This is a genomic window from Amylibacter marinus, assembly GCF_030160015.1.
Lineage (GTDB): Bacteria > Pseudomonadota > Alphaproteobacteria > Rhodobacterales > Rhodobacteraceae > Amylibacter > Amylibacter marinus.
Genome location: NZ_BSNN01000001.1, coordinates 20,123 through 44,919, shown reverse-complemented (window position 1 = coordinate 44,919; position 24,797 = coordinate 20,123). Strand labels below are relative to the sequence as shown.

General features: G+C 51.0%; 24 protein-coding genes, 1 tRNA gene and 1 riboswitch. Of the genes, 5 read left to right on the top strand and 20 right to left on the bottom strand.

The window, feature by feature from the left end:
- Positions 1 to 39 precede the first annotated feature (39 nt).
- Both QQL62_RS00235 and QQL62_RS00230 read right to left on the bottom strand, forming a co-directional pair.
- A complete protein-coding gene (locus QQL62_RS00235) occupies positions 40 to 2,484 on the bottom strand; it encodes a calcium-binding protein (RefSeq protein ID WP_284374970.1) in 2,445 nt (814 codons plus the stop codon).
- A 239-nt stretch (positions 2,485 to 2,723) separates the two neighbouring features.
- Positions 2,724 to 2,800, bottom strand: a tRNA-Met gene (locus QQL62_RS00230).
- Between the two features lie 255 nt (positions 2,801 to 3,055).
- Between QQL62_RS00230 and QQL62_RS00225 the strand changes: the two genes are divergently transcribed.
- From QQL62_RS00225 to QQL62_RS00215, 3 genes are read left to right on the top strand one after another with little or no spacing between them, the layout of a single operon-like run.
- Positions 3,056 to 4,471 (top strand): Glu/Leu/Phe/Val family dehydrogenase, encoded by a 1,416-nt coding sequence (locus QQL62_RS00225; protein WP_284374968.1) that lies wholly within the window; start codon positions 3,056 to 3,058, stop codon positions 4,469 to 4,471.
- 10 nt (positions 4,472 to 4,481) lie between these two features.
- Entirely contained in the window at positions 4,482 to 4,928 is a 447-nt protein-coding gene (gene dtd, locus QQL62_RS00220) for a D-aminoacyl-tRNA deacylase (RefSeq protein WP_284374966.1), read from the top strand.
- A gap of 27 nt (positions 4,929 to 4,955) precedes the next feature.
- Positions 4,956 to 5,498: a DUF2799 domain-containing protein gene (locus QQL62_RS00215; RefSeq protein WP_284374964.1), complete on the top strand. Its 543-nt coding sequence runs from the start codon at positions 4,956 to 4,958 to the stop codon at positions 5,496 to 5,498.
- Here QQL62_RS00215 and trpB read toward each other — a convergent pair whose 3' ends face one another.
- The 5 genes from trpB to rpsA all read right to left on the bottom strand — a co-directional run bounded on the left by trpB (position 5,499) and on the right by rpsA (position 10,088).
- Entirely contained in the window at positions 5,499 to 6,728 is a 1,230-nt protein-coding gene (trpB, locus tag QQL62_RS00210) for a tryptophan synthase subunit beta (RefSeq protein ID WP_284374962.1), read from the bottom strand.
- Complete coding sequence (locus tag QQL62_RS00205) at positions 6,718 to 7,368, bottom strand: phosphoribosylanthranilate isomerase (RefSeq protein ID WP_284374960.1); 651 nt, start codon at positions 7,366 to 7,368, stop codon at positions 6,718 to 6,720. Before QQL62_RS00205 ends, trpB begins: the two co-directional genes overlap by 11 nt.
- An 85-nt stretch (positions 7,369 to 7,453) precedes the next feature.
- On the bottom strand, positions 7,454 to 7,801 hold the full coding sequence (locus QQL62_RS00200) for a LapA family protein (RefSeq protein ID WP_284374957.1): 348 nt from the start codon (positions 7,799 to 7,801) through the stop codon (positions 7,454 to 7,456).
- Between the two features lie 48 nt (positions 7,802 to 7,849).
- On the bottom strand, positions 7,850 to 8,131 hold the full coding sequence (gene ihfB / locus QQL62_RS00195) for an integration host factor subunit beta (protein ID WP_284374955.1): 282 nt from the start codon (positions 8,129 to 8,131) through the stop codon (positions 7,850 to 7,852).
- A 277-nt stretch (positions 8,132 to 8,408) separates the two neighbouring features.
- Entirely contained in the window at positions 8,409 to 10,088 is a 1,680-nt protein-coding gene (rpsA, locus tag QQL62_RS00190) for a 30S ribosomal protein S1 (protein WP_284374953.1), read from the bottom strand.
- A gap of 323 nt (positions 10,089 to 10,411) precedes the next feature.
- Here rpsA and QQL62_RS00185 point away from each other — a divergent pair, with 323 nt between their 5' ends.
- Positions 10,412 to 10,708, top strand: coding sequence for a hypothetical protein (locus QQL62_RS00185; protein ID WP_284374950.1), 297 nt, complete (start codon positions 10,412 to 10,414; stop codon positions 10,706 to 10,708).
- A gap of 126 nt (positions 10,709 to 10,834) precedes the next feature.
- On the opposite strand, the gene QQL62_RS00180 is transcribed toward QQL62_RS00185, so the two are convergent.
- The 4 genes from QQL62_RS00180 to QQL62_RS00165 all read right to left on the bottom strand — a co-directional run bounded on the left by QQL62_RS00180 (position 10,835) and on the right by QQL62_RS00165 (position 15,047).
- A complete protein-coding gene (locus tag QQL62_RS00180) occupies positions 10,835 to 11,848 on the bottom strand; it encodes a serine hydrolase domain-containing protein (RefSeq protein ID WP_284374948.1) in 1,014 nt (337 codons plus the stop codon).
- 43 nt (positions 11,849 to 11,891) lie between these two features.
- Complete coding sequence (gene cmk, locus QQL62_RS00175; protein WP_284374946.1) at positions 11,892 to 12,524, bottom strand: (d)CMP kinase; 633 nt, start codon at positions 12,522 to 12,524, stop codon at positions 11,892 to 11,894.
- On the bottom strand, positions 12,521 to 13,855 hold the full coding sequence (gene aroA / locus QQL62_RS00170; protein WP_284374943.1) for a 3-phosphoshikimate 1-carboxyvinyltransferase: 1,335 nt from the start codon (positions 13,853 to 13,855) through the stop codon (positions 12,521 to 12,523). The genes cmk and aroA overlap by 4 nt, the downstream gene beginning before the upstream one ends.
- A gap of 154 nt (positions 13,856 to 14,009) precedes the next feature.
- On the bottom strand, positions 14,010 to 15,047 hold the full coding sequence (locus QQL62_RS00165; protein WP_284374941.1) for an alpha/beta hydrolase family protein: 1,038 nt from the start codon (positions 15,045 to 15,047) through the stop codon (positions 14,010 to 14,012).
- 157 nt (positions 15,048 to 15,204) lie between these two features.
- On the opposite strand from QQL62_RS00165, the gene QQL62_RS00160 reads away from it, so the two are divergent.
- A complete protein-coding gene (locus QQL62_RS00160; RefSeq protein WP_284374939.1) occupies positions 15,205 to 16,218 on the top strand; it encodes a helix-turn-helix transcriptional regulator in 1,014 nt (337 codons plus the stop codon).
- Here the strand turns inward: QQL62_RS00160 and trmB are convergent.
- The 9 genes from trmB to miaB all read right to left on the bottom strand — a co-directional run bounded on the left by trmB (position 16,213) and on the right by miaB (position 24,748).
- Positions 16,213 to 16,935: a tRNA (guanosine(46)-N7)-methyltransferase TrmB gene (gene trmB / locus QQL62_RS00155; RefSeq protein ID WP_284374937.1), complete on the bottom strand. Its 723-nt coding sequence runs from the start codon at positions 16,933 to 16,935 to the stop codon at positions 16,213 to 16,215. The genes QQL62_RS00160 and trmB overlap by 6 nt on opposite strands.
- Positions 16,936 to 16,992: 57 nt before the next feature.
- On the bottom strand, positions 16,993 to 18,159 hold the full coding sequence (metK, locus tag QQL62_RS00150; protein WP_284374935.1) for a methionine adenosyltransferase: 1,167 nt from the start codon (positions 18,157 to 18,159) through the stop codon (positions 16,993 to 16,995).
- A gap of 3 nt (positions 18,160 to 18,162) precedes the next feature.
- Positions 18,163 to 18,210, bottom strand: a riboswitch (SAM-SAH riboswitch).
- A gap of 33 nt (positions 18,211 to 18,243) precedes the next feature.
- Positions 18,244 to 19,743, bottom strand: coding sequence for an apolipoprotein N-acyltransferase (gene lnt, locus QQL62_RS00145; RefSeq protein WP_284374934.1), 1,500 nt, complete (start codon positions 19,741 to 19,743; stop codon positions 18,244 to 18,246).
- A gap of 28 nt (positions 19,744 to 19,771) precedes the next feature.
- Positions 19,772 to 20,620 carry a hemolysin family protein gene (locus tag QQL62_RS00140; RefSeq protein ID WP_284374933.1) on the bottom strand — a complete coding sequence of 283 codons (849 nt, stop codon included), beginning with the start codon at positions 20,618 to 20,620 and terminating at the stop codon, positions 19,772 to 19,774.
- Positions 20,621 to 20,640: 20 nt separating this feature from the next.
- Complete coding sequence (gene ybeY, locus QQL62_RS00135; RefSeq protein WP_284374930.1) at positions 20,641 to 21,153, bottom strand: rRNA maturation RNase YbeY; 513 nt, start codon at positions 21,151 to 21,153, stop codon at positions 20,641 to 20,643.
- A complete protein-coding gene (locus tag QQL62_RS00130; RefSeq protein WP_284374928.1) occupies positions 21,146 to 22,165 on the bottom strand; it encodes a PhoH family protein in 1,020 nt (339 codons plus the stop codon). The genes ybeY and QQL62_RS00130 overlap by 8 nt, the downstream gene beginning before the upstream one ends.
- Before the next feature lie 129 nt (positions 22,166 to 22,294).
- Positions 22,295 to 22,615 (bottom strand): hypothetical protein, encoded by a 321-nt coding sequence (locus tag QQL62_RS00125; protein WP_284374926.1) that lies wholly within the window; start codon positions 22,613 to 22,615, stop codon positions 22,295 to 22,297.
- Complete coding sequence (locus tag QQL62_RS00120; RefSeq protein ID WP_284374919.1) at positions 22,612 to 23,208, bottom strand: OmpA family protein; 597 nt, start codon at positions 23,206 to 23,208, stop codon at positions 22,612 to 22,614. Before QQL62_RS00120 ends, QQL62_RS00125 begins: the two co-directional genes overlap by 4 nt.
- Positions 23,209 to 23,425: 217 nt before the next feature.
- A complete protein-coding gene (gene miaB, locus QQL62_RS00115) occupies positions 23,426 to 24,748 on the bottom strand; it encodes a tRNA (N6-isopentenyl adenosine(37)-C2)-methylthiotransferase MiaB (protein WP_284374917.1) in 1,323 nt (440 codons plus the stop codon).
- Positions 24,749 to 24,797: the final 49 nt, after the last annotated feature.

Below are 24,797 nucleotides of genomic sequence, written 5' to 3'. Positions count from 1 at the left end.
TGCAGAATCCTTTCGGGATGGTATCTAAGGAAAAGCCGATTAAAGGATAAAGTTGCTCTCATCCAAATCATCAGGATCGACTGATTTGATGATCAACTTGTCCCCTGGATTCCCGCCGTCTAGACCACTTAGATCAATCTCGGTGGCCCAGCCTTTGTTTGTCATCAGTCCCTGCAGATCATTGAATTCCAAACCATAGGCCGATAGATCAATTTGATCAGCATCCGCTTCAAAGTCATGGATCATATCTTTGCCACCACCGGCGATGACAAAGGTGTCGGATGATCCATCCTTCCACCAATTGCCACCCCACATATGATCATCCCCAGCCCCTGCATCGATGATATCTTCGCCCGAACCGCCAACCAATTTATCATTGCCAGCCCCGCCAGATAGATAATCATCACCCGCGCCACCAGTTACAAAGTCTTTTCCATCGCCACCGGCGACAATATCATTGCCGGCACCGCCCAAAACCTTGTCATCACCAGCACCACCGGCCAAACGATCTTCGCCGTCACCACCATAAAGTCGATCCGCACCGGCACCACCCTCGGCCACATCATTGCCGTCGCCCCCGTGAATAACGTCATCACCATATCCCCCAAAAGCGGTGTCATCACCGGCACCACCGCGCAGATCATCGTCGCCACCCGTCATCAGGGTAATCGTTGGCATGGTCATCACAATATCCGAGCCAGTATCAACCTCGGCAAAAGGATCAATAGATCTGGGGTCGGCCGCACCATCATTGGAACCGGTGAGCTGACTTTCAGCCATATGTTCGGCATAGGCAGTGCCCGTATCGAAATCGGCATTTATTTTGTAGATGCTTCCTTTGATATCCGTTGACCCGTCCAAATCATGATCACCTTTGTTCAACCCCGCATATAAATTTCCCTCGCCATCTAGGAACACAGCGCCATAGGCCCCTTTAACCATACCATCGACCATGGCGCCCTCGAACAAGGTGCCGCTAATTGGGATACTGGTGATCATTGGGGATCCGTTAACATCCAAGGATGATAGATCAATTTTATGAACCTTGCCTTCTCCGCCATTTACGGCCGGCGCTTCTACCGCATAAAAGGAATTTTCCTTGGCACTATAGGCTATATCGTACATGCGCCCAGTGAACAAACTGTTGTCGATATCGTAGTTCACGGCAATGGGGTCACCGTTCGCATCAAGATTGTCCACATCGACCTTAGTAATACGGTCCATCGAAGAGTTAAATGTCCATAGATTACCGGAATCGTCGAAATCCCCGACATAATCACCCGTCGGACCATCCCCGATTCTATAGGCATTACCTTCTGCATCCATCATGACAATGTCTTTGGTTGCAACGGGATTACCCAGTGAATCTACACCCGCCTTTTTGGCGATACCATAAATCAAATCATCCTCGGCATTAAATCCAATGGCATTCAATTTTAGTCCGGTAGAATCTCCGGCATCCTCATAGGTATTGGTAGCTGTATCAAAAACCTTTAGCTGCCCATCTATCACCTGATACAGGCTGGCCTGCCCAGGAGCAAATGCAGCAACATCAACAGTTTCCCCGCCGATGGTGACTTCTTTCTCATAATAATCGATCACGCCATCGGTAATGATCTCGGGGCCGGTATAGGCATTTCCATCTGGTACCGAGCGAAACGTCAGCTCTGCGCCACCTTCTACACCCTCTAGAGTGAAGTTATGGGTTTCCAGACCCGCAGAGGCATCAATTTTTGCAATCACCTCGCCGTTCCAAACCACCTCTATCTGGCCAGACAAGCTGCCCCCGCCGGTGTTCGCCGCCAGATCAAAGCTCATCTCGTAGGAAGTGCCGGCAACGGTTTTTACCATCTGTGTCATACTAGCAGAACCATCTGGCGCTGTTTCCGAAGACCACCCACCAGCGGCCGCATGTTGCGCAAAGCTAGATGCGCAGGCCGCACCGCCCGTGGCAATACTGGCACCACCAAGGTCCCCGTACATCACATCATTTCCGTCGCCGCCGTTAATAATATCAGCCCCCGCACCGCCGTAGGCCAAATCATCGCCGCCATCTAGATTAATGATATCGGCCCCTTCACCACCGTAGGCCGCGTCATCACCACGCCCAGCATTCAAAAGGTCTTCGCCCTCGCCACCGTATAGCGCATCATTTCCGCCGTTGCCGATAACCACATCGTCACCAGCACCGCCATAGATGGTATCATCAAAACTATCGGTTGCGAATTTTGCATTTGCTGACAGCTTGGTTGGGTCATAGACCCAAACCCCATCGACCAGCGCCCATTCGCTGCCAACCTTATCACCCACTGCAAGATCGCTGTCATCGCCGCCAAAGATCACATCGCTGTCCAGCTCGCCCTCTACACGATCAAGCCCTGCCCCACCAATGGCGGTATCATCCCCTGCACCAGACAGAATCTCATCGTTATCTGATGTGCCCGTTAGTGAATCTTTGTTGTTTGTACCAGCTAGTTTCGCCATATTCCCATCTCCATAATTTAATAAAGGAGCTAGACTGGATTACATAACGTTACCTTAAAATCGGCGTTGAATAGCGGCTTTCCAACTGAGTTAGTGTATAAAACTTTCTCTATTTGGCGGCTATAAATCTAAATCACACGACCATCACGACCCTTTTAGGAACGCGAATATTTGTAGTCTATCATGATACCTGCACACCCAGCCATGCAATGCAAAAGAACCCAAAATAAAGGAAATTTTGGTAGCGGGAGAGGGACTTGAACCCCCGACACGCGGATTATGATTCCGCTGCTCTAACCACCTGAGCTACCCCGCCACAGAGTGTGGGCTGAATATGGGAATTACGTAGGTGCGTCAAGGGAGAAACAAGCTTTGCCAAGCAAGTTTTTCTCAGATATCTGGGCCGCTATCTATTTGATCAATCACTTTGAATTATTAACCATATTTTCAAGGAAACCGCTTTTGTTAGAATTGGTTTTGTGTTTTGGTATTTATACACAAACAGATTAAAAAACAGGCAATCTGATCAATAATTAATCAATGCCTAAGAAAATCATACACAGGAGCCCCTATGACCGCAGCCCCAGAACCCAGCTTTCGCGATTCCGTTGACATTATGTTTGGCAAAGCTGTTGCCTTGCTGGATCTATCTCCAGGCCTCGAGGAAAAGATCAGGGTGTGCAATTCGACCTATAAGGTGCGTTTTGGGGTGCGCCTGCGCGGCGACATCCATACCTTCACTGGGTACCGATCTGTACATTCCGAGCACAAAGAGCCGGTAAAGGGCGGCATTCGTTTCGCCACATCTGTTAATCAAGATGAGGTCGAGGCGCTGGCAGCACTCATGTCCTATAAATGCGCATTGGTCGAAGCGCCATTTGGCGGCTCAAAGGGGGGGCTGCATATTAATCCGCGCGACTGGGAACCCGAAGAGATGGAGCGCATCACCCGCAGGTTCGCATACGAGCTGATAAAGCGCGATCTGATCCACCCCTCACAAAACGTGCCCGCCCCCGATATGGGCTCTGGCGAGCGCGAAATGGCGTGGATTGCAGACCAATACCGCCGCATGAACACCACGGACATCAACGCAGATGCATGTGTAACCGGCAAACCCTTGAACGCTGGTGGTATTGCAGGGCGCGTCGAGGCTACCGGTCGCGGCGTACAATATGCGCTACGCGAGTTCTTCCGCCACCCAGAGGATATTGCCGCCGCCAGTTTGGATGGCACCCTGAAGGGAAAACGTATCATCGTACAAGGGCTGGGCAATGTGGGATATCACGCTGCAAAATTCCTACAAGAAGAGGACAACGCAAAAATCACCGCAGTGATCGAGTATAACGGCTCGATCGAAAACGATGATGGGCTGGATATCGAGGCGCTCAAGCAACACATATTGCAAACCGGTGGCGTTAAGGGGTTTGCCGGTGGCACATTCGTAGAAGATGGGGCCGCATTGCTCGAAAAAGACTGTGATATCCTGATCCCTGCAGCAATGGAGGGCGTTATTTCCGTTGCCAATGCGGATCGCGTCAAGGCAAACCTGATCATCGAGGCCGCCAACGGGCCAATAACGGCGGGCGCGGATGAGTTGCTAGAGAAACGAGGCGTTGTCATTATCCCAGACATGTATGCCAATGCAGGCGGTGTAACGGTTTCTTATTTCGAATGGGTCAAAAATCTTAGCCATATCCGTTTTGGCCGTATGCAACGCCGCCAAGAAGAGGCCAGTCACGCCCTGCTTATAGAAGAGCTGGAACGACTGGTGGGCAAGCCTGTATCCGAGGAATTTAGGAACAAGTTTGTTCAGGGCGCGGGCGAGCTGGAATTGGTGCGTTCTGGACTGGACGACACCATGCGCACAGCCTATCAATCAATGCGCAACGTATGGCATGCACGCGATGATGTGCACAGCCTGCGTATGGCGGCCTTTTTGGTCTCGATCCAACGCATTGCCGCCAGCTATGAGGCAAAACAACTGTAGGGGGCGAAATATGCGCTGTCTAATCCAACGGGTTAAATCCGCAAGTGTCGTGGTAGACGGCGCAACGATTGGCGAAATTGACCAAGGTCTGCTGATCTTGGTCTGCGCCATGGGCAGCGATTCAGGCGCCGAGGGCGAAAAACTGGCCCGCAAGATCTCTAAACTGCGCATCTTCAAAGATGCAGAGGGCCGCATGAACAAGTCCGTAACAGATATTGGCGGTGGCTGTCTGGTGGTTAGCCAATTTACGCTGGCCGCCAATACCAAAAGCGGCAATCGCCCAGGATTTTCCGCGGCTGCAGCGCCAGATATTGCCCGCGCGCAGTACGATACATTTTGCGACGACCTGCGCGGTCTGGGCCTTCCGGTGCAAACGGGTGAATTTGGGGCGGATATGGCGGTATCTCTGGTCAACGATGGCCCTGTTACCATCTGGATCGACAGTGATATTGGATAACAATCCAATATTTGCTAGCCTTTTGTCATGCTAAAAATCATCCCTTGCCTATCAGCCCTATGCTTCCTTACCAGCTGCACCATAACCCAACGCGGGTGCGAGCAGGGCAATTGGTACGAGCGAGGGCAACAGGATGGGGCCCAAGGGCGTGCGGAATCCTATGTTCATGACTATCAAAAAATATGCTCGAAACACGGCATAGTCGTTGATCAATCCGCATGGGCGCAGGGCCGCATCACAGGCCTAAAATCCTATTGCACCATCGAGAACATCTATGACCAAGGCACCAAGGGCCGCAGCCTGAAACCGGTGTGCCCAACCAAGGACCTAGATAGCCTGCGCGCCTCGCATGCGTTGGGGTATAAATACTATACCATCGGTCGCGAAATTGACGATCTAGAACGAGAACGTAATGCGCTGTTGCGTGACTATAACAATGCCGCTGATGGGCCCGAGGGGGATTCTATACGCCGCTTTAGCAGGACAGAGATCCACCATTTGGAATTTCGGATAAGGATGCTGTATATTGAACAGCGCCGATATGATGATCGCATCCTAGATCAGCTGTGATCATTCCTCGTGCATATCCCAGCCGAGAGCACGCGCCACGGTAAAGATGTCTTTGTCCCCACGCCCGCACATATTCATCACCATGATATGATCCTTTGGCAATTCACCCGCGATTTTGCGCACATGCGCCAAGGCATGGCTGGGCTCTAGAGCCGGGATAATACCCTCGGTGCGGCATGAAAATTGAAAGGCATCCAATGCCTCGGTATCTGTCACCGATACATATTCCGCACGACCTATATCATGAAGCCATGAATGCTCTGGCCCAATCCCCGGATAATCAAGACCCGCAGAAATCGAGTGACCCTCCAGGATTTGGCCATCGTCATCCTGTAACAGGTATGTGCGGTTGCCATGCAAAACGCCAGGGCGCCCGCCCGTAAGCGAGGCACAGTGCTCCATCTTCTCGTTCACACCCTTGCCACCAGCCTCGACACCAATGATGCGCACATCTTTATCATCCAAAAACGGATGGAACAATCCAATGGCGTTAGAGCCACCACCAATACAGGCGATCAGACTGTCCGGTAGGCGACCTTCTGCCTCTAATATTTGCTGTTTGGTTTCTTTGCCGATGATGCTTTGGAAGTCGCGCACCATTGCGGGATATGGGTGCGGGCCTGCGGCGGTACCGATGCAATAAAATGTTTCGTCAACATAGGTAACCCAGTCGCGCAGCGCATCATTCATCGCATCTTTCAACGTTCCGCGCCCAGAGGTTACCGGAACGACCTCGGCCCCTAGCAATTTCATACGGAACACATTTGGCGCCTGACGCTCGACATCATGCGCGCCCATATAGACCACACATTTCAGCCCGAATTTGGCGCAGACTGTGGCCGTGGCCACGCCGTGCTGTCCGGCACCAGTTTCTGCGATGATACGCGTTTTGCCCATGCGCCGTGCCAATAGAATTTGGCCCAACACGTTGTTGATCTTATGCGCGCCAGTGTGGTTCAGCTCGTCGCGTTTGAAGTAGACCTTCGCTCCGCCCAATTCTTCGGTAATGCGATCTGCAAAATACAGTGGGCTCGGCCGGCCCACATAATATTTCCACAAATGATCCATCTCATCCCAAAAGGATTGATCTGTTTTGGCATGTTCATACTGTGCCTGTAGATCAAGGATCAGCGGCATCAGCGTTTCAGAAACAAATCGCCCACCAAAATCGCCAAAGCGACCCTTTTCATCGGGGGCATTCATGAAGGAATTAAACATGTCATTTGCCATTTAGAGGCTCTCCTTGGGCGGCGTCGATGAAATCGGATATTAACTCTGCATCTTTAACCCCAACCGCAGCCTCAACGCCAGAGGAAACATCCACCTGCGTGGCGCCAGTAAGGCGAATGGCATCCGCCACGTTCTCGGGTGTCAGCCCACCGGCCAACATCCACGGCACCGCCCAGCGCCGCCCCGCGATCAAGCGCCAATCAAAGGCCAAACCATTCCCCCCCGGCAGGTCGGCATTTTTCGGCGGTTTCGCATCCACCAACAGCTGATCGCACACGCGGCCGTATTCCTGCAAGGCAGGCAAGTCGCCTTCGTCAGCAAGGCCAACGGCCTTCATAACTGGTAGTGAGAATCGGTCCTTGATTTCGCTGACGCGTTCGGGGGTTTCGCTGCCGTGTAGTTGAATCATATCTAAGGGAACGGCGTCTAGGATTTGCTCTAGCTCTACATCAGACGGGTTAACCACCAATCCCACCTTGCACCGCCCCGCAGGCACTAATTGTGCCAATGCCGCCCCTTGGGCCAGCGAAACATTGCGCGGCGATTTTGGAAAAAACACAAAGCCCACATAGGAGACACCCGATGCCAAGGCCACATTTAGTGTTGCCGGTTCTGACAATCCACAGATTTTTACACGCATAATTCACCCAAATTAGACAGACTCTGTGTTTAGCCCATTTTGGGGTTGGTTTTCAAATTCGAAATAAAATCTTATGAAACTGGGCCTAATGCTTGTCTAAGAGCGCGATGATTTCATCCTGTGGTGCATCTTTCGTAGACTTTAACGCCTTTACCTCTTTTTCCAGTTGGCGCAGATCTTTCTTGGATCGCCCCAGTTCTTTGCGGTGCTTATACTCGCGCAGATATTCCCAGAAGAAGCCCACCAAAAGACCGATGAACACCCCGATCAAGATAACCAAAAAGAGCGGCAAGCTGATGGATTGTGATAGACCCAATGCATCGGCCAATCCGCGCGGCAAAAGGTTCAGCTCGACAAAGGCGCGATTGGCCAAAGCCAAAACAATCAATGCAATGGATATAATCAACAGAAAGCACAGACGAATGAAGCGCATTTAGCGGCCCCCAACAAAGATTTCAGGTATCTGATATCTAAGAGGTAATCAGCGCCCGTTCAAGCGCTCGCGCAGAAGTTTTCCTGTCTTATAAAATGGAACCGACTTCTCTTCTACATCTACGGCTTCGCCGGTGCGCGGATTGCGGCCCTTGCGGGCATCACGTTGTTTTACAGAGAAAGACCCGAAACCGCGTAACTCGACGCGATCGCCATCGGCCATAGCCTCGATGATTTCTTCGAAAATAGTTTCGATGATCCGTTCTACATCTCTCTGATACAAATGCGGATTTTCTGCCGCGATTTTATCAACTAGTTCAGACCGTATCATTCAAAGCTCTCCCCAGAGGTACAATTGCAAGGACAATATTTGCAGATTTTAGCCCCCCTGCAAAGTAATCGTTTTTAAAATACGTAAATTAACAAAGTGCCTGTGGCAGTTTAGTGATGGAAGATAGCAATTGAGCGGATAAATTTCCACTGTAGCGGAAATCATACCCCAGCCTCTATATTTGGCGCGCTCCGCCGCGAATCACATTGCGCGCGCCCCAAATACAAAAAGGGCGCCGCAAGACATGCGACGCCCCCTGTTCTAATGTGGATAGATCTTAGTCGTTGCTTTTCAGCGCCGCGCCCAAGATATCGCCCAAAGATGCACCAGAATCTGAAGAACCATACTGTTCCACAGCTTCTTTTTCTTCTGCGATTTCACGCGCTTTGATCGACAGACCCAGCTTACGTGTTTTCGAATCGATTGACGTTACACGCGCATCGATCTTGTTACCAACTGAGAAACGCTCTGGGCGTTGCTCTGCGCGGTCACGAGATAGGTCAGAGCGACGGATGAAGGCTTTCATGCCATCGTACTCTACTTCGATGCCACCATCTTCAATGGATGTCACTTCTACAGTCACAACCGCACCGCGTTTCACGCCAGCGATTGCATCCGCAAATGGGTCACCTTCAAGAGCTTTCACAGATAGTGAAATGCGCTCTTTTTCGGCATCCACATCGATGACGACAGCCTTAACGATATCGCCTTTGGCATATTCACCCAAAGCTTCTTCGCCTGACTTGTCCCATGCCAAATCTGACAAGTGAACCATGCCGTCGATTTCGCCTTCAAGACCGATGAACAGACCGAATTCAGTGATGTTCTTAACTTCACCTTCAACTTCTGCACCCTCAGGGAAGTTCTTCGCGAAGCCTTCCCATGGGTTGCCTTGAGTTTGCTTCAGACCAAGGGAAACACGACGTTTGTCCATTTCGATTTCCAGAACCATAACTTCCACTTCTTGGCTCGTAGAAACGATTTTGCCTGGGTGGATGTTTTTCTTGGTCCAAGACATTTCTGATACGTGTACCAAACCTTCAACGCCTGGTTCCAGCTCTACAAATGCGCCGTAATCAGTGATGTTGGTAACACGGCCGGTGTGTACTGTTTCCAATGGGAAACGCGCTGCAACAGCATTCCATGGATCGTCTTGCAATTGTTTCATGCCCAAAGAAATACGATGTGTCTCTTTGTTGATCTTGATGACCTGAACCTTGATGGTTTCACCAATTGCCAGAACTTCTGATGGGTGGTTCACACGTGACCAAGCCATGTCTGTTACGTGCAACAGACCGTCAACACCGCCCAGATCAACGAATGCACCGTAATCTGTGATGTTTTTAACCACACCGTCAACCGCATCACCCTCGGACAATTTGCCGACAATTTCTGCACGCTGTTCAGCACGTGATTCTTCTAGGATTGCACGACGTGAAACAACGATGTTTCCGCGACGACGGTCCATTTTCAAGATTTGGAATGGCTGAGCCATGCCCATCAATGGGCCAGCATCACGCACGGGGCGCACATCAACCTGAGAACCAGGCAAGAACGCAACCGCACCGCCCAAATCAACAGTAAAGCCGCCTTTAACACGACCAAAGATAGCACCTTCAACGCGCTCTTCTTTTTCGTATGCTTTTTCCAGACGATCCCATGCTTCTTCACGACGCGCTTTCTCACGAGAGATAACCGCTTCGCCACGTTGGTTTTCAACGCGATCAAGGAATACCTCGACAGTGTCGCCAACTTCGATTTCAGGAGCTTGGCCTGGGTTTGCGAATTCTTTAAGGTCGATACGACCTTCCATTTTATAGCCAACATCGATGATAGCTTGACCAGCTTCGATTGCGATGACTTTACCTTTTACAACAGAACCTTCATCAGGTGTGTCGATGTCGAAGCTTTCGTTCAAGAGGGCTTCGAATTCCTCCATAGTGGCTTTAGAGCACATATATGTTAATCCTTATCAGTCATTTTTACGGGCCGCGCGGTTACATCCACGGGTCTTTGGGTTTCGTTACAATCACCAGTGCAGAGCAAACTTACAAACACACAAAGGGCCGGTGATTACCAGCCCTGCTCACTCTTTGGGGTCATTGCCCCGCTGCCTTATGGCGATTGAGGCGGATATAGGCAATTTTTCCATGCAGGTAAAGGCCAGAATTGCAAGCGTACTTCCCGACAATACGATCACTTTTACCCCACGCAAAGGTTAATTGCCCGTTACTAATCCCAAATCTAAACCTCTGCTCAAGCAACCAACAGGAGAGACCAATGCTTAAAACACTTACAATCACCGCAATCGCTTTAACCGCAATGTCTGGCGCATCATTCGCCATGGACAAAGAAAAAGACGCAATGGCGAAAGACGAAATGGCCAAGGGCGAAATGATCGCATGTGATGCCAAAGGCTTTGAAATGGTCGGCAAAGAAGTGGAAATGGCCAAGGGCGATAAGAAAGAAATGGCAATGGAAGAGCTATCTATGGCCAAAAAGAAAATGGAAGCTGGCATGGACAAAGATTGTTCAGCGCATTTGGACAAAGCCAGCATGACCGCGACCCACAAATAAATTACAGTGCTGAAAGTGGCGCAGAAATGCGCCACTTGACCAAGCAACAGATCAACCTATTTGCGGAGTTGACTGTATCCAACCCAGTAACACTGCCCCAAGCCAACACCCAGAAATAAATCGAGTTTATTGCCGCGCAAATGCGACCTGAGCCAAGGATTGGTCAAGCTCGATCATCATATTCCAATCGGGGCAGCGATCATAACCCACAACCACGCCCAGCTTTCCTTGCCAGAATGCAAAAAATGCACCGACCTGTTCGCGTTCGCCAAGGCATACTGCTCCATGATGCCAAAAATTATGCCCAACCGTGCTCTTGCGAAAAAATACGCCCGCACCGTAAAAAACCCCGCCATCAACAGCGGCCGCAGCAGTATCAAAGGGGGCGGCGGCGTATTTTGATGTCGATGAAAGGTTCCCGATTACAAAGCGCGCAAAATCCGCGGTGCTCATTTCCCACCCCCCCATAGCACCATAGGCCCCAAATCTTGGAGACAGGCCAGCTGTTGAAATACCATGCGGTTCTAGCACTTGTTTACGGCAGTACTGCATATAACCTTGCGCTGTAACCTTTTCGATCACCGCCCCAAGAATTGCATAGTTTTCATTGTTGTATTGAAATTTTCCAGACGTGCCTTGCTGACTCTCCCGTCCCAATGCATGTTTTGAAATCTGCTCATGGCGGTCGCGTTTACTGTACAGCCATTTCCCCATACGGCTCTGGGTGCTATCAGGCCCTAACCCAGATGTTTGCGTTAGCAGCTGCGCAATCGTAATATTGGCATTATGGGTATCGTTCAGCTTCAATCCCTGCAATCGTTTCCCAAAAACTGCGCCCAGGGGCGTTGTAAAGTGCAATTTCTTTTGTTCGATCAAGTCGAGAATGCACATGCCCGTGATGGATTTGCTTAAGCTCGCCAGCGCAAAAACTTCCTTTGCTACAGGGACAGACTTGGTCGGCGACAACAGCTCTCCGTTCTTAAATACAGTCATGGTCGTATTGGCCACACCGTGTTGTTTGGCCCAATTGGCTAGGGCAGCATCCATCGCATCTACTAGGTTGCTCTGCTCCGCCCTTGCTGGGCCGAAACAAACCCAAATCAGCAAAATCAGTAAACCTTTCAAGAACATGTACCGCATCGAAATCACCTAGATGAACACCCTAAGCGGGTAAATAAAAGAGTTATCCCTGATCTTGCATTCGTTTTTTAATAACACTGATGGCACTCTGGACCGCTACGTCAATCACCATATTTGTGGTATCAAGCAGGATAGCATCCGCGGCTTGTTCCATCGGGGCCACATCGCGGGCAGCATCATTGGCATCGCGCTGTTTTAGGGCCGCCATAACATGGGCGAGACTATCACGCCCACCCTTGTTTTTTAGCTCTTCGTATCTGCGTCGGGCGCGAATTTCGTCGCTAGCGGTTACAAACAACTTCACATCTGCATCTGGGCAGATCACAGTACCGATATCGCGCCCATCTAGCACAGCACCCATAGGACGCTTTGAAAACGCTCTTTGAAACGCCAGCAATTCTTGGCGAACAGCAGGGAGCGCTGCAACCCTAGATGCGGCTTGGGCCACCTCTACTGTGCGCAGATCGTCGCGCTCTAAATCCGTGGGCGTTAGCTCTGCTGCCAATTGGGCCGCGGTGGTCTCTGAAAGAGTTTCAAGTCCTAATGTCTTTCGTCCAACGGCGCGGTACAACAACCCAGTATCCAGATGCGCAAAGCCAAAATGTGCGGCTACGGCCTTGGAAATCGTGCCCTTACCTGCCGCGGCGGGCCCATCTATGGCAACGGTGAAACTCATGCGATATCAGCGCCTAGACCTGTCATAAGAGGCGTAAAGATCGGAAAGCTGGTGGCGATTGCACCTGTGTCATCCACCGAAACGGGCTTCTTGGTTGCCAAACCCATGCACAGGAACGACATGGCAATCCGATGATCAAGATGAGTTGCACAAGTGCCCCCCCCTTCAACTTCACCGTCTTGGCCATATACAATTAAGTAGTCTTCACCCTCCTCGATGGTAACACCGTTTGCTTCAAGCCCACGTGCCATAGCATCAATACGATCGCATTCCTTAACCCGCAATTCTTTCACGCCGCGCATGATTGTCTTACCCTTGGCGAAACTGGCAACTGCGGATAGGATCGGGTATTCGTCGATCATGCTTGGGGCGCGTTCTGGCGGAACCTCGACCCCAACCAAATTACTGGCCTTAACCCGCAAATCAGCAACCGGCTCGCCACCCTCTTCGCGTTCGTTTTCAAATGTGATGTCGGCGCCCATTTCAACCAATGTGGTAAACAGCCCTGCCCGCGTGGGATTTAACCCAATGTTGGGCACTAGAATTTCCGAACCTTCGACAATCAATGCGGCACAAACAGGAAAAGCCGCCGAAGACGGATCACGCGGGACGGCAATGGTTTGGGCCTGTAGCTCTGGCTGGCCTTGTACTGTGATTTCAAACCCAGCAGAGGTTTCTACGGTTTCGACATTGGCTCCAAAACCGCGCAACATACGCTCGCTATGATCGCGGGTCTTTTCCTTTTCGATCAGAACGGTTTCGCCTCTGGCGTTTAAACCAGCCAACAGAACAGCCGATTTAATCTGAGCCGATGGGTGTGGTGAGGTATAGCGTACCCCCATGGCGTCGGCGGCACCAACCATGGTTAGTGGCAACAAGCCCTTGGCTCGCCCATGGGGCGTAGCGCCGAATTTCAACAGCGGATCAGTAATGCGCCCCATAGGCCGCGACCGCAAACTGGCATCCCCCGTAAACGTTGCGGTAATCGGGCAGGTCGACATTGCCCCCATAATCAGGCGCACCCCTGTACCGGCATTCCCACAATCGATCACATCCTCGGGTTCCGCGAACCCACCAACACCTACACCGTGGACAGACCATGCGCCTTCGCCGTGGCGGGTAACCGTGGCCCCAAAAGATGCCATCGCCTTGCCTGTATCCAGCACGTCTTGGCCCTCTAACAGGCCTGTGATTTTGGTTTCACCAACCGCTAAGGCCCCTAGTATCAGTGATCTGTGCGAGACAGATTTATCCCCAGGGATATGGGCTGTACCGCTCAGCGGTCCGCTGGATTTTCCTGTCATTGGGATGGGGGCGCCGTGTCCTGCCATGATCTTCTCCTTGATTTAGGTCTATGTACCCCATCCGTCAAAAACCGTCCACGGCAGTTTTCTATTTCCTTCGAGATGGCCGCAGTTCAGAGCGACATAATCCCTGCACAAGAATTCGGGGCAACGCCATTGGCGTGCCCCGATCCTTCGTGAATTATGATTGATCCTCAAAAAAATGCGCCACGTTCTCGACGATCATTTGATGTGCCGCCCGGCGTTCCTGGCGCCCCTCTTCGCATACGAATATATCATCAGGCTCTTCTTCTTTTAGAATATCCAAAGCAGCCGCAGTGCAGACCCCTAGAAAATCAAAATGCGCAAGCCCCTCTGGCTCGTGATACTGTACGATATCCTGCGAAAGAGATGTCACAAGTGCGCGCGATTCAACATCTAGATCAAGGCCAGAAATATCCTGCGGCGCACCATAAACAATCATCGGTGTACTAATTTGACCAAGGCTTTCTGGTGAAAACGTCTGTGTGCCTCCCAAATCAAAAACCGCAATGGATTTAATCCGATCATCCCGCAGGTCAACCTGCATCGCTGCGCGATCTGTATTAGATTTCGCAACATTCCAACGATCGAATATAGTACAAACCAAATCCGCAGGGTTATCAGCACAAAACCCATCAAAATGATCGGGGTCAAATCGCCCACCAGCCAACGCAACGGCCGTAAAGCCACCCAATGAATGCCCAGCCATATGGATGCGCGCAGGATCAATCACCGATTTGAACGCGGGCTGATCCAATAAATAATCTAGGGTACGCGAAATATCCTGTGGCCTACGCCACAACGAGCGCCGTTGATCTGCGTTGCGGTTAAACGTGCTTGTGCCAGGGTGGTCAATCGCGGCAACAATGTAACCTTGCTTGGTTAATGCACTGGCAAGCCATGCTTGGTTGCGCGCGTTCCCGAACATGCCATGTGATAGCAGCACCAAAGGGTGCGTTTCAGTTGTTAATGGTGCATCTGGTATCACCGAAATCGGCTCCCATACCACATTTCCATGTGCAGGAACTGGATTTTCGACTTCTGTTGTCGGGTACCATAAAAACCCGTTTAGGTGACGCGTACCATCCTTCTCAAGGATTACCAGCTCTTTCATGCCAGTTTGGTAATCCTGAGCAATAGCCGCAGGGGCAGCAATCATAAATGATAATAGGATTGATATTGGTGTTTGATATCTCATGGGGTAATCTCCGAAAAGTTGATGAGACAGAAATCAGATAAAAGAGCAATAAAAACAACCACATGAGCCAAATATCCTGTCCTACATTGCGTTTCAGGACAGCCAAAACAGAATATAGGACACCTAAGGTGTATTTAAGAACACGAAAGAAACCAGCTTGTTAGAACTTCCGCTACCGATCCTAACCTTTATCTTGGCATTGGTTGCCTGCGTAATGATCTGGCGCATCAATTTACAGAATCACCTAGCGCGGTTCTTTTTTACCGCTGCATTTGGTTTTTTGACCGCAGGCACCTTGGCGGTTGGCCTACGTTTCGGGTACCGGATTGACTTTCTTGCCTATGTACAGCCAATAATTCCGCTATTTGTTGGCCCTTGTATCTATCTGGGATTTCGCGCGTTGGGCTGTGGCCCGAAACACATGCGCCAAGTTGGTGTCGCCCATTTGGGCATACCTTTCATCCTTGGGATAGTTCCGCTTTTCATTGCGAACATTCGAACCACCTATGATTTAATGATCGGCCTGAGTTACCTGACCTATTGTGCGTTGCTGATCGGGCTTTGGAGACGTGGGCCAGATAGTTTGCAACTGGCCCCTTTAGCTCTGCTAGAAAATTTGCGCAGATGTATGCTATTTGCGGCCGCTTTACTTTTCATGTCTTTTGTTTTTGATACCAGTATTGCTGTTAGTTTTGCCCTCGGAAAATCAAAAGAAGCGATAAATTTGATCTCGGTTGGTTCCTTTGTTTCCGCCCTATCGATGATTGCCGCAATTGTGTTTTTCACGCGCACCTCTGCGCCCCACGCGGCACCTGCGCCCAATGTAGATAGCGTGCATTCAGAGTTAGAACAGAGAGCTTCTGCACTTTTACAAGATAGCCATTTGTATTTGGATACCAATCTAACATTGGATCGGTTGGCAAAGCGTCTGCATGTCCCTACGCGCCAGATCTCAGAAGCCATTAATCAGACCAAAGGCATCAATGTATCACAATACGTCAATGGCTTTCGCCTGCGCCATGCCGCGCAATTACTTGTGAATACACGCCACAGTGCGACACACATAATGGAACAATCTGGATTTCTGACCCGTTCGAATTTTTACCGAGAGTTTGAGCGGGTGTACGGGCAATCCCCGCTAGAATACCGAAAATCGCAACAAGGATTATAGGCGACGGAAGGTTACATAATGCGGGGTTCGCCCCTCTCGCAGGGCCTTTTGTTCATAGCGGGTAGAAATCCAATCAGACCAAGGCCTGCGCCAATCGTCGGCCTCTTCAGCCAACCACTCAAAATTACCGTTCTTGTGGACCTCTTCCAAGGTCTGGCGCACATAGTCTTCGATATCTGTGGCCACACGGAAAATAGCACCAGGTTTCAGGCACCGTGCCAAGGGCTCTAAATGTTCAGGGGTTACAAAGCGACGGCGATGATGGCGCGCCTTTGGCCATGGGTCAGGATAAAGAAGAAACGCGCGGGAAATTGAAGCCTCTGGCAGAACGTCCATCATATCCCGTGCATCCCCGGGATGAACGACCACATTATCAACACCAGATTCGCGTATCTTTCCCAACAGCATCGCAACACCGTTTATATAGGGCTCGCATCCGATTATCCCAACATCAGGATTAAGGCCCGCTTGGTGTACCATATGCTCACCACCGCCAAATCCGACCTCTAGCCAAATTTCGCGATCATCCCCAAACCAATCCCTAGGATCAATGGCTGTACGATCAGGATTATCTGCCCAAGTCACCCCAGAAGGCTTTAGATCATCCAAATCCTCGGCCATATAGCGTTGCTGTGATTTATGCAGAGATTTACCCTTGATCCGCCCATAAAAATTACGCCTAGGGGCGCCCGAAACATGTTTTTCGCGTTTTGTCATAATCCGATCCCTAGCCCAACAGCGGTTGTGGCTCTGTAAGGAGTATCGCCGCTTAGGTCAAACAGCCTTTTTCAGGGTTTCTACCAAATCAGTGTCTTCCCAAGAAAACCCGCCGTCCGCATCTGGTGCACGGCCAAAGTGGCCATAGGCAGCGGTGCGTGCATAGATTGGGCGACGCAGATTAAGGTGCTGAATAATTCCCTGCGGGGTCAGATCCATAGACTGGGCCACCGCCTTTTCAATCTCGGCCTCATGCACCTGCCCTGTACCATGTGTATCCGCATAGATTGACAGAGGCTTTGCCACGCCAATGGCATAAGACAGCTGAATTGTGCATCGCTTGGCCAGACCAGCCGCCACAACATTTTTGGCCAAATAGCGCGCCGCATAGGCCGCCGAGCGATCGACCTTTGTTGGGTCTTTGCCGGAAAACGCCCCCCCCCCATGCGGGGCGGCACCCCCATAGGTATCCACAATGATTTTACGCCCTGTCAGGCCAGCATCCCCATCAGGGCCACCGATTACAAATTTTCCTGTTGGGTTTACGTGCCATTCCGTTTCGGGCGAAATCCAACCCTCTGGCAGGGTTTTGCGGATATAGGGTTCCACCACATCACGCACATCTGATGAAGACATACCCTCGTCTAAGTGCTGGGTAGACAGCACAATAGAGCTAACCCCAACAGGCAACCCCGCACGATACACAACAGATAATTGCGCCTTGGCGTCTGGGCCTAGCTGCGGCACATCACCCGCGTGTCTGGCCTCGGCCAGATTGCGCAAAATCGCATGCGAATATTGGATGGGGGCGGGCATCAGCTCGGGGGTTTCATCCACTGCGTAGCCAAACATAATGCCCTGATCACCCGCGCCGTCGTTATCGACGCCTTGCGCGATATGTGCAGATTGTTCATGCAGATGGTTTTCCACAGCCAAGCTCTGCCAATGAAACCCGTCTTGCTGATAGCCTATATCGCGGACACATGCGCGCACGATATCCTCGACCCCGCCCATAAATTCCTGCAATTTCTGCACAGAAGAAAGACCAACCTCGCCGCCAATAACAACACGATTGGTGGTAGCGAAAGTTTCACAAGCAACGCGCGCCAGCTCTTCGTTGGAAAGAAGAGCATCAAGGATCGAATCCGATATACGATCACAAATTTTATCGGGGTGGCCCTCGGAAACGGATTCCGAAGTGAATAGATAGTTCTGGCGGGACATGTTTGCTCCAGTGATTTTGGTCATTGCGTCAGGAAGCCGTTGCAAGGACAGATGGGGTTTGGTTACGTCTTGTACGCGGGTGCGTCAATCACTTTCCCGTAGAATTGGGGTTTTGCTACGCATGGTTCCTAAAAACAAAACAACCAGCAGAAGTATTCCCAAGAACCCATAATCCCCAATCCGTGAATATAGAGTTTTACCTGCGGGCGCTGGTAAAGCGACATCGATGTATCCCTGTTGCTGTAGCGGCAGGAAATCCACGACCCGCCCATAGGCGTCAATCATGGCGCTGATACCAGTGTTGGCGGAGCGCGCCATTGGCAGCCCCTGTTCGATCGCACGGACGCGCGACTGTGCAAGATGCTGGTAAGGCCCGCTGATGGTTCCAAACCATGCATCATTAGTGATGTGAACCAGCCATTTGGGGCGTTTACCCGGACTGTGGGCATAGCTGGGGAAAATAGCCTCGTAGCAAATAAGTGCCAGGAAATCGGGCACATTGCGCCCCGCAATTAACTGTGGGCCAGCCCCCCCCTGAAAGCTGCCGGCCTGTTCTGTTAGGCCCGCAAGGCCGAAACGTTCAAAAAATCTCGCCATCGGGAAATACTCACCAAAAGGCACAAGATGATGTTTATCGTAGATTGCATTCATCCCGCCGCGCGGATCGACATAGATAAGAGAATTGAAATGCGCATCCCCTTGATTGCGCACAATGCCAGAAATATACGATGTCTCCGGCCCCGTAGCGTTGGAAATCTCTTTCAGCGCGGGCAGTTCATCCTGCATAACAAAGGGCAATGCCGTTTCTGGCCAAATCACGATATCGGGCCGGCGCGCGGTTTTGGCTGCAGTATACCCCAGCTGGCGGCGGTAAAACACATCGCGCATATCGCGGCGCCATTTCAAATGCTGGGGTGCATTGGGTTGTACAATGCGCACCACGGTTTCGCCCAAGCCTTGGTTATCAAGCGCGGGCATTCGCCAAACACCCCACCCTGCGATCACCGCTAGCACCGCCGCGCCATATGCAGCGCCCACAAACATACGTGGGCCGAATAGTGCCGGCAAGAAGGCCACCAACATCAGAATGAGACCAGTCCCGTGAATTCCGAAAACAGACACCAGCTGAATAAACGGTGTCCCTAACCATGCATAGCTAAGATGCCCCCAGGGAAATCCAGTTAGCACCGTAGCGCGCAAATATTCAAAAAATGCCCACAGGATGGCCAAGCCAATTATCCGTTTCTTAGCACAGGTAAACCAGCGCACCGACAGATAAAATGCCATACCCCAAAACAACGCAAGCCCCCCCGCCATAAACAAAAGAGCAAAAGGCGCCATCCAGCCGTGAACCTCGGGTTTCACGAAAAAGGGTTCTACAATCCACGAAAGCGTCAGCGCGAAATATCCAAGCCCCGTCCACCAGCCAATGGCCAGCCCGATACGGGGACTGGGGGCCTGTGTGGTAGCAAAGGCCAAGAATGGCAGAATAAGGAAATAGCCCAAGCTAAGGCCAAACGGCGCTTGCCCAATAGCCAACCCCAGACCAAGGCCCATGAATGTAAAGCGTTGTTTCCAGTTCACTGGCGTACCTCAGTGTAAATTTAGCAACCTACCCCCGCTTGCATACGCGAATTTTCTTAATACGACGTGGGTCTGCTTCGAGAATTTCAAAATCATATCCTGCAGGGTGGCTAATGACCTCGCCGCGCACAGGTACACGCCCCGTCATAACACAAGCAAGCCCCCCAAGGGTATCAATATCTTCGTCATCGGTATCAGATGCCAAATCAACCCCCAGGACCTGTTCGAAATCCGCCAGTGATGCGCGGGCTTGGCAAACATATATGCCCGGATCTGTTTCCACCCACTCCGCGACATCTTGAACATCATGCTCATCAGATATATCCCCAACCAATTGCTCGATCAGATCCTCGATGCTTACCAATCCATCCACGCCGCCATATTCATCCACGACCAAGGCCAGATGGGTGCGCTCGGTCTGCATTTTTTGCAACAAGACATCCAAGGGCATAGACGGTGGAACGAACAAAACGGGGCGCAACAGTTTCTCGATGCTGAAACTGCGACCCTTGCCATTAAATCCATATTTTAAGGCGATGTCCTTGAGATGCACCATACCTACAGGGTTATCCAAGTTATCGCTATAAATCGGCAGGCGAGAATACCCGCTTTTGGAAAATTCCGCGATAATATCGGACAGGGCCATATCAGAAGCAGCAGAGACAATATCCGCACGCGGAATTGCCACATCTTCTACGCGCATACTTTTCAGCTTGCGAAACCCGATAGAGGGTGAGGAATTTAAGGGGGGGAGTGCCTGCGGCCTGTTTTGCGCGGATGATTTGAACAATCTGCGGAAAAAGCCATTTGATTTGTTTTCAGAGGTCAATTGCGCGCTTTGCGCCGCGATAGAAGACCCGTCAGTTGTGTCGCCCATTGGTCCTTTCCAAGGTTTGGCTATGGTTTATCTTCCCTATATGGGTCTGATATACCCAGAGTTTCAAGAAGCAATATCTCTTTGCCTTCCATAAGTGTGGCATCCGCATCAGTTTCGTGATCATATCCCAACAGATGCAAATACCCATGGATCAGCAAATGAGTTACATGATCGCGCATCGAAATACCCTTGGCCTGCGCCTCTTTGCGACAGGTCTCAAATGATACTGCGATATCCCCCAACTCGTTTTCACCGAATACATTCACCGTCGGCAAATCTGGAACCCCACCAGGAGCTTCCGGGGCTAGTTCTTCATTCGGCCATGACAGAACATTTGTGGCTGCATCCTTGCGGCGATGATCCGCATTCAGCTGTTGGATTTTGGCATCATCACAGGCTAGAACATTGACGTGCCAGCCCCCAGCCAACCCGATATCCCTTAGTACGATATCAAATGCGCCCAGCGCAAGTGTGTCAAGTTCGCTCTGTGCCCAGCGCGAATCCTCTAGAATAACTTCAACAGAATTAGTCATCTTGGCTGTATTTAGCATCATATGCACGAATGATTTTTGCGACCATCGGATGACGTACCACATCGCCAGCACTGAATTTAACAAACCCAATGCCCTCGACATCCTGCAGAACATCACGGGCCTCAACAAGACCTGATTTCACACCCCGCGGCAAATCTATTTGCGACACGTCACCGGTAATTGCCATCCGCGAGCCTTCGCCAAGACGCGTCAGAAACATTTTCATCTGCATTGTCGTGGCATTTTGTGCTTCGTCCAATACCACATAGGCATTTGCCAAGGTTCGCCCACGCATAAAGGCCAGCGGGGCTATCTCGATTTTCTTTTCCTCGATCAAGCGTTCCAGCTGTTTGGCTGGCAAAAAATCATTCAGCGCATCATAAAGGGGTTGCATGTAGGGATCGACCTTTTCCTTCATGTCACCTGGAAGAAACCCCAACCGCTCCCCAGCCTCGACCGCTGGGCGCGACAAAATGATTTTATCCACCATGCCTTCAATAAACAAGGAAACCGCCGCCGCCACCGCAATATAGGTCTTGCCGGTGCCCGCAGGTCCAAGGCCAAAGACCAGCTCGTGCTCACCCAGCAACTCCATATACGCCTTTTGGGTTGGACTACGCGGCTCTACTGTTTTTTTACGGGTACGGAATTCTACCCCACCCGCTTTGAACATTTCAATCTGATCGCCATCACGCGCGCCCGTGCCATCCGCCGAATTTCCAAACCGCAATATCGCATCGATATCGCCCGGCCCTAGGTCTTTGCCTTGTTCTAGGCGCAAATACATTGCGCGAACCACATCAATGGTTTTTTGGACGCTGTCCTCATCCCCAATAACAGCTAGTTCGTTACCACGGCGAATGATTTGACTGGCTAGAGCGGTTTCAACTTGGGTCAGGTTTTTGTCAAATTCACCGCATAAATCAATAAGCAGGCGATTATCTGGAAATGCAATAACTGCTTCTGGAACAGTTTTGGTATTTTCGGCAGGCGCTTTCACCTTGGCTGTCAATTCACGTACTCCAATGCGTGTGTTTATATGTAAGAATGATGCCGCATCCGCGTAAAGCCTGCAAGGCTGATTAAATGAAAAAGGCCACAGAAATTTCTGTGGCCTTTTCTCAAGATATTTTTTGGGGTCTTAACGGCCGTCAATCCGGCTTGGTTCGCCGCGCTTGAACGGGCCAATCGCATTGTTTGGCAATGCAACACCTGAACAAACAGGTTTCCCATTGTCATTTAGGCGCGCAGAAAGGTAACCCTCTACACCATCATCGATAATCCAGTGGTCACACCCATGTGGATCTACCCAAATACCAGCGACCATATTGGACAATGGCCCAGAATCGATACCGGTATCTACGGTTTTGTCCTTGATGTTATAAAACACAGGATCAATTGCAACACAGCCTGACAGACCAACCACAATAGCACAACTTAGTGCAGTGAATTTTAGGCTCATGATGCACCTCCGACACATTGTACTTCGACACGACGATTCTTAGCCTTACCAGCGGCAGTATCGTTTGATGCGATAGGCTTACGCTCGCCGTAGCCGCGGGTTTCTACCTTTGAGGCGCCATTTGCACGGGCAATTTTCGCAACCGCATCCGCACGTTTGTTAGACAATGACAGGTTATACGCATCACTTGCATCGCTATCTGTGTGACCTTCGATCACATAGCTGGTGCCCGGCTGTTTCTTGAAGAATGCCGCCAATGTGGCCGCGCCTTGAGCAGAAACCGTTGCGCTATTAACCGCAAAGAATTGATCCGAGTTAGCAACCAAGCAGCGCTTACCGCGTTGACATACTGGTTTGCCATCTGGTGTTACATTTGGCGTCATAAACCCTTCGACACCATCATCCATGACCCAGTGTTCACATCCATCAGGATCCACCCATACCGCTGGTACATAACGTTCGCCCGAGATGGGTCCAGTTGTCGGATTATCAGCAGACAGACCGTCAGCATGAACACCTGCAGAACTGCTGGCAACCAACAGCGCGGCAGCCACCAAACCTGAGCAGGTATTTTTTAAGGAAGTTGAAAACAAATTTTGCCCCTTTATTAGATTTCTTAATACGAAACATTGATGGGCCCTAAAGCACCCATTATTGCGCACAGGATAACAAGAATAACGCAAGTTTCAAGCACTCTGTTACATACAGGACAAGGCATTGCAATATTCCTAACTGCCTGTCGATTTTATGCCGCACAGCGCCCGCAATCACAGGCTGTTTTACGACCTATCACTATGTACTCATGGGATATTAAGCCAACTCGCCCTTTAGAGAATTCGTATCAGCCGCAACAATTTTCACATTCACGACCTGACCGATTTTCTGCTGATCTACCTGTAGATGCACCCCGTGCAGATACTCCGAGCGCCCAACCAGCTGTCCCTCTAGGCGTCCGGGTCGTTCCAGCAGTACAGGTAAGGTTCGCCCAACCATGGAATGCATGAATTCTCTTTGCTGTTCTGACAACAAATCCTGCAACCGCTTCAAGCGCTCGGATTTAACATCTTCGGGCACCTGAGTCTTGCGATCCGCCGCAGGGGTGCCGGGACGAGTGGAATATTTGAATGAATAGGCTTGGGCATATTTCACCCGGCGCACCAAATCCAAGGTTTGCTCAAAATCGGCATCTGTTTCACCAGGGAACCCAACGATAAAATCACCCGATAGGGCAATGTCGGGGCGCGCGGCACGTAGCCGGTCAATAATTTCGATATAGCTCTGAGCGGTATGCTTGCGGTTCATCGCTTTCAGCACCTTGTCTGATCCCGCCTGCACCGGCAAATGCAGATATGGCATCAACTTTGGTTGATCGCGGTGCGCATTGATCAGCGCATCATCCATGTCATTCGGATGCGAGGTCGTGAAACGAATGCGGTGCAAGTCTTCGATCTCAGCCAACGCATCAATCAGTTGTGGCAGGGTTTGATCGCCGTTCTCGCCCGTACCATGATATGCATTTACATTCTGCCCAAGCAGCGTGATATCGCGCACGCCGCGCTCTACCAAATCACGCGCCTCGGCAATGATTTGTGCCACAGGCCGAGAGCTTTCGGCGCCGCGTGTATAGGGCACAACACAAAAGGCACAGAATTTATCACAGCCCTCTTGGACCGTCAGGAACGCTGCTGGGGCACGCTTCATCTTGGGGCCACGTGGCAGGTGCTCGAATTTATCTTCCTCGGGAAAATCGGTCTCGATCGGTTTTTTGCCTTGTTCTACGGATCGTGCCATATCGGGCAGCCGGTGATAGGATTGTGGGCCCACAACCATATCCACCATGGGTTGGCGGCGCATAATCTCGCCCCCCTCGGCCTGTGCAACACACCCAGCAACGCCAATTTTCAAATCGGGGTTCTTTGCTTTCAGCGGCTTAAAGCGGCCCAGGTCAGAGTAGATTTTCTCGGCGGCTTTCTCGCGAATATGGCAGGTGTTCAGCAGGATCATGTCTGCCTCTTCGGGCGAGGAGACCTCGGAATACCCATCTTGGCCTAGGGCCGTGACCATGCGTTCGCTGTCATAGACGTTCATCTGACAACCGAAAGTTTTTATAAACAGTTTTTTATCTGCGGACATGTTATTAGCCTGACGCTATCGCCGAAATTTAAGGATTGCGTCAGCCAGT

Excerpts from the sequence above, each read along its gene's own strand:
- QQL62_RS00205 (WP_284374960.1), bottom strand. The coding sequence starts at position 7,368 with ATGCGTGTAAAAATCTGTGGATTGTCAGAACCGGCAACACTAAATGTG.
- QQL62_RS00225 (WP_284374968.1), top strand. The coding sequence starts at position 3,056 with ATGACCGCAGCCCCAGAACCCAGCTTTCGCGATTCCGTTGACATTATG.
- QQL62_RS00165 (WP_284374941.1), bottom strand. The coding sequence starts at position 15,047 with ATGAGATATCAAACACCAATATCAATCCTATTATCATTTATGATTGCT.
- rpsA (WP_284374953.1), bottom strand. The coding sequence starts at position 10,088 with ATGTGCTCTAAAGCCACTATGGAGGAATTCGAAGCCCTCTTGAACGAA.
- QQL62_RS00140 (WP_284374933.1), bottom strand. The coding sequence starts at position 20,620 with ATGGGCGACACAACTGACGGGTCTTCTATCGCGGCGCAAAGCGCGCAA.
- dtd (WP_284374966.1), top strand. The coding sequence starts at position 4,482 with ATGCGCTGTCTAATCCAACGGGTTAAATCCGCAAGTGTCGTGGTAGAC.
- aroA (WP_284374943.1), bottom strand. The coding sequence starts at position 13,855 with ATGGCAGGACACGGCGCCCCCATCCCAATGACAGGAAAATCCAGCGGA.
- QQL62_RS00235 (WP_284374970.1), bottom strand. The coding sequence starts at position 2,484 with ATGGCGAAACTAGCTGGTACAAACAACAAAGATTCACTAACGGGCACA.
- trmB (WP_284374937.1), bottom strand. The coding sequence starts at position 16,935 with ATGACAAAACGCGAAAAACATGTTTCGGGCGCCCCTAGGCGTAATTTT.
- metK (WP_284374935.1), bottom strand. The coding sequence starts at position 18,159 with ATGTCCCGCCAGAACTATCTATTCACTTCGGAATCCGTTTCCGAGGGC.
- QQL62_RS00125 (WP_284374926.1), bottom strand. The coding sequence starts at position 22,615 with ATGAGCCTAAAATTCACTGCACTAAGTTGTGCTATTGTGGTTGGTCTG.
- trpB (WP_284374962.1), bottom strand. The coding sequence starts at position 6,728 with ATGGCAAATGACATGTTTAATTCCTTCATGAATGCCCCCGATGAAAAG.
- ihfB (WP_284374955.1), bottom strand. The coding sequence starts at position 8,131 with ATGATACGGTCTGAACTAGTTGATAAAATCGCGGCAGAAAATCCGCAT.
- QQL62_RS00215 (WP_284374964.1), top strand. The coding sequence starts at position 4,956 with ATGCTAAAAATCATCCCTTGCCTATCAGCCCTATGCTTCCTTACCAGC.
- QQL62_RS00200 (WP_284374957.1), bottom strand. The coding sequence starts at position 7,801 with ATGCGCTTCATTCGTCTGTGCTTTCTGTTGATTATATCCATTGCATTG.
- cmk (WP_284374946.1), bottom strand. The coding sequence starts at position 12,524 with ATGAGTTTCACCGTTGCCATAGATGGGCCCGCCGCGGCAGGTAAGGGC.
- ybeY (WP_284374930.1), bottom strand. The coding sequence starts at position 21,153 with ATGACTAATTCTGTTGAAGTTATTCTAGAGGATTCGCGCTGGGCACAG.
- QQL62_RS00180 (WP_284374948.1), bottom strand. The coding sequence starts at position 11,848 with ATGCGGTACATGTTCTTGAAAGGTTTACTGATTTTGCTGATTTGGGTT.
- miaB (WP_284374917.1), bottom strand. The coding sequence starts at position 24,748 with ATGTCCGCAGATAAAAAACTGTTTATAAAAACTTTCGGTTGTCAGATG.
- QQL62_RS00185 (WP_284374950.1), top strand. The coding sequence starts at position 10,412 with ATGCTTAAAACACTTACAATCACCGCAATCGCTTTAACCGCAATGTCT.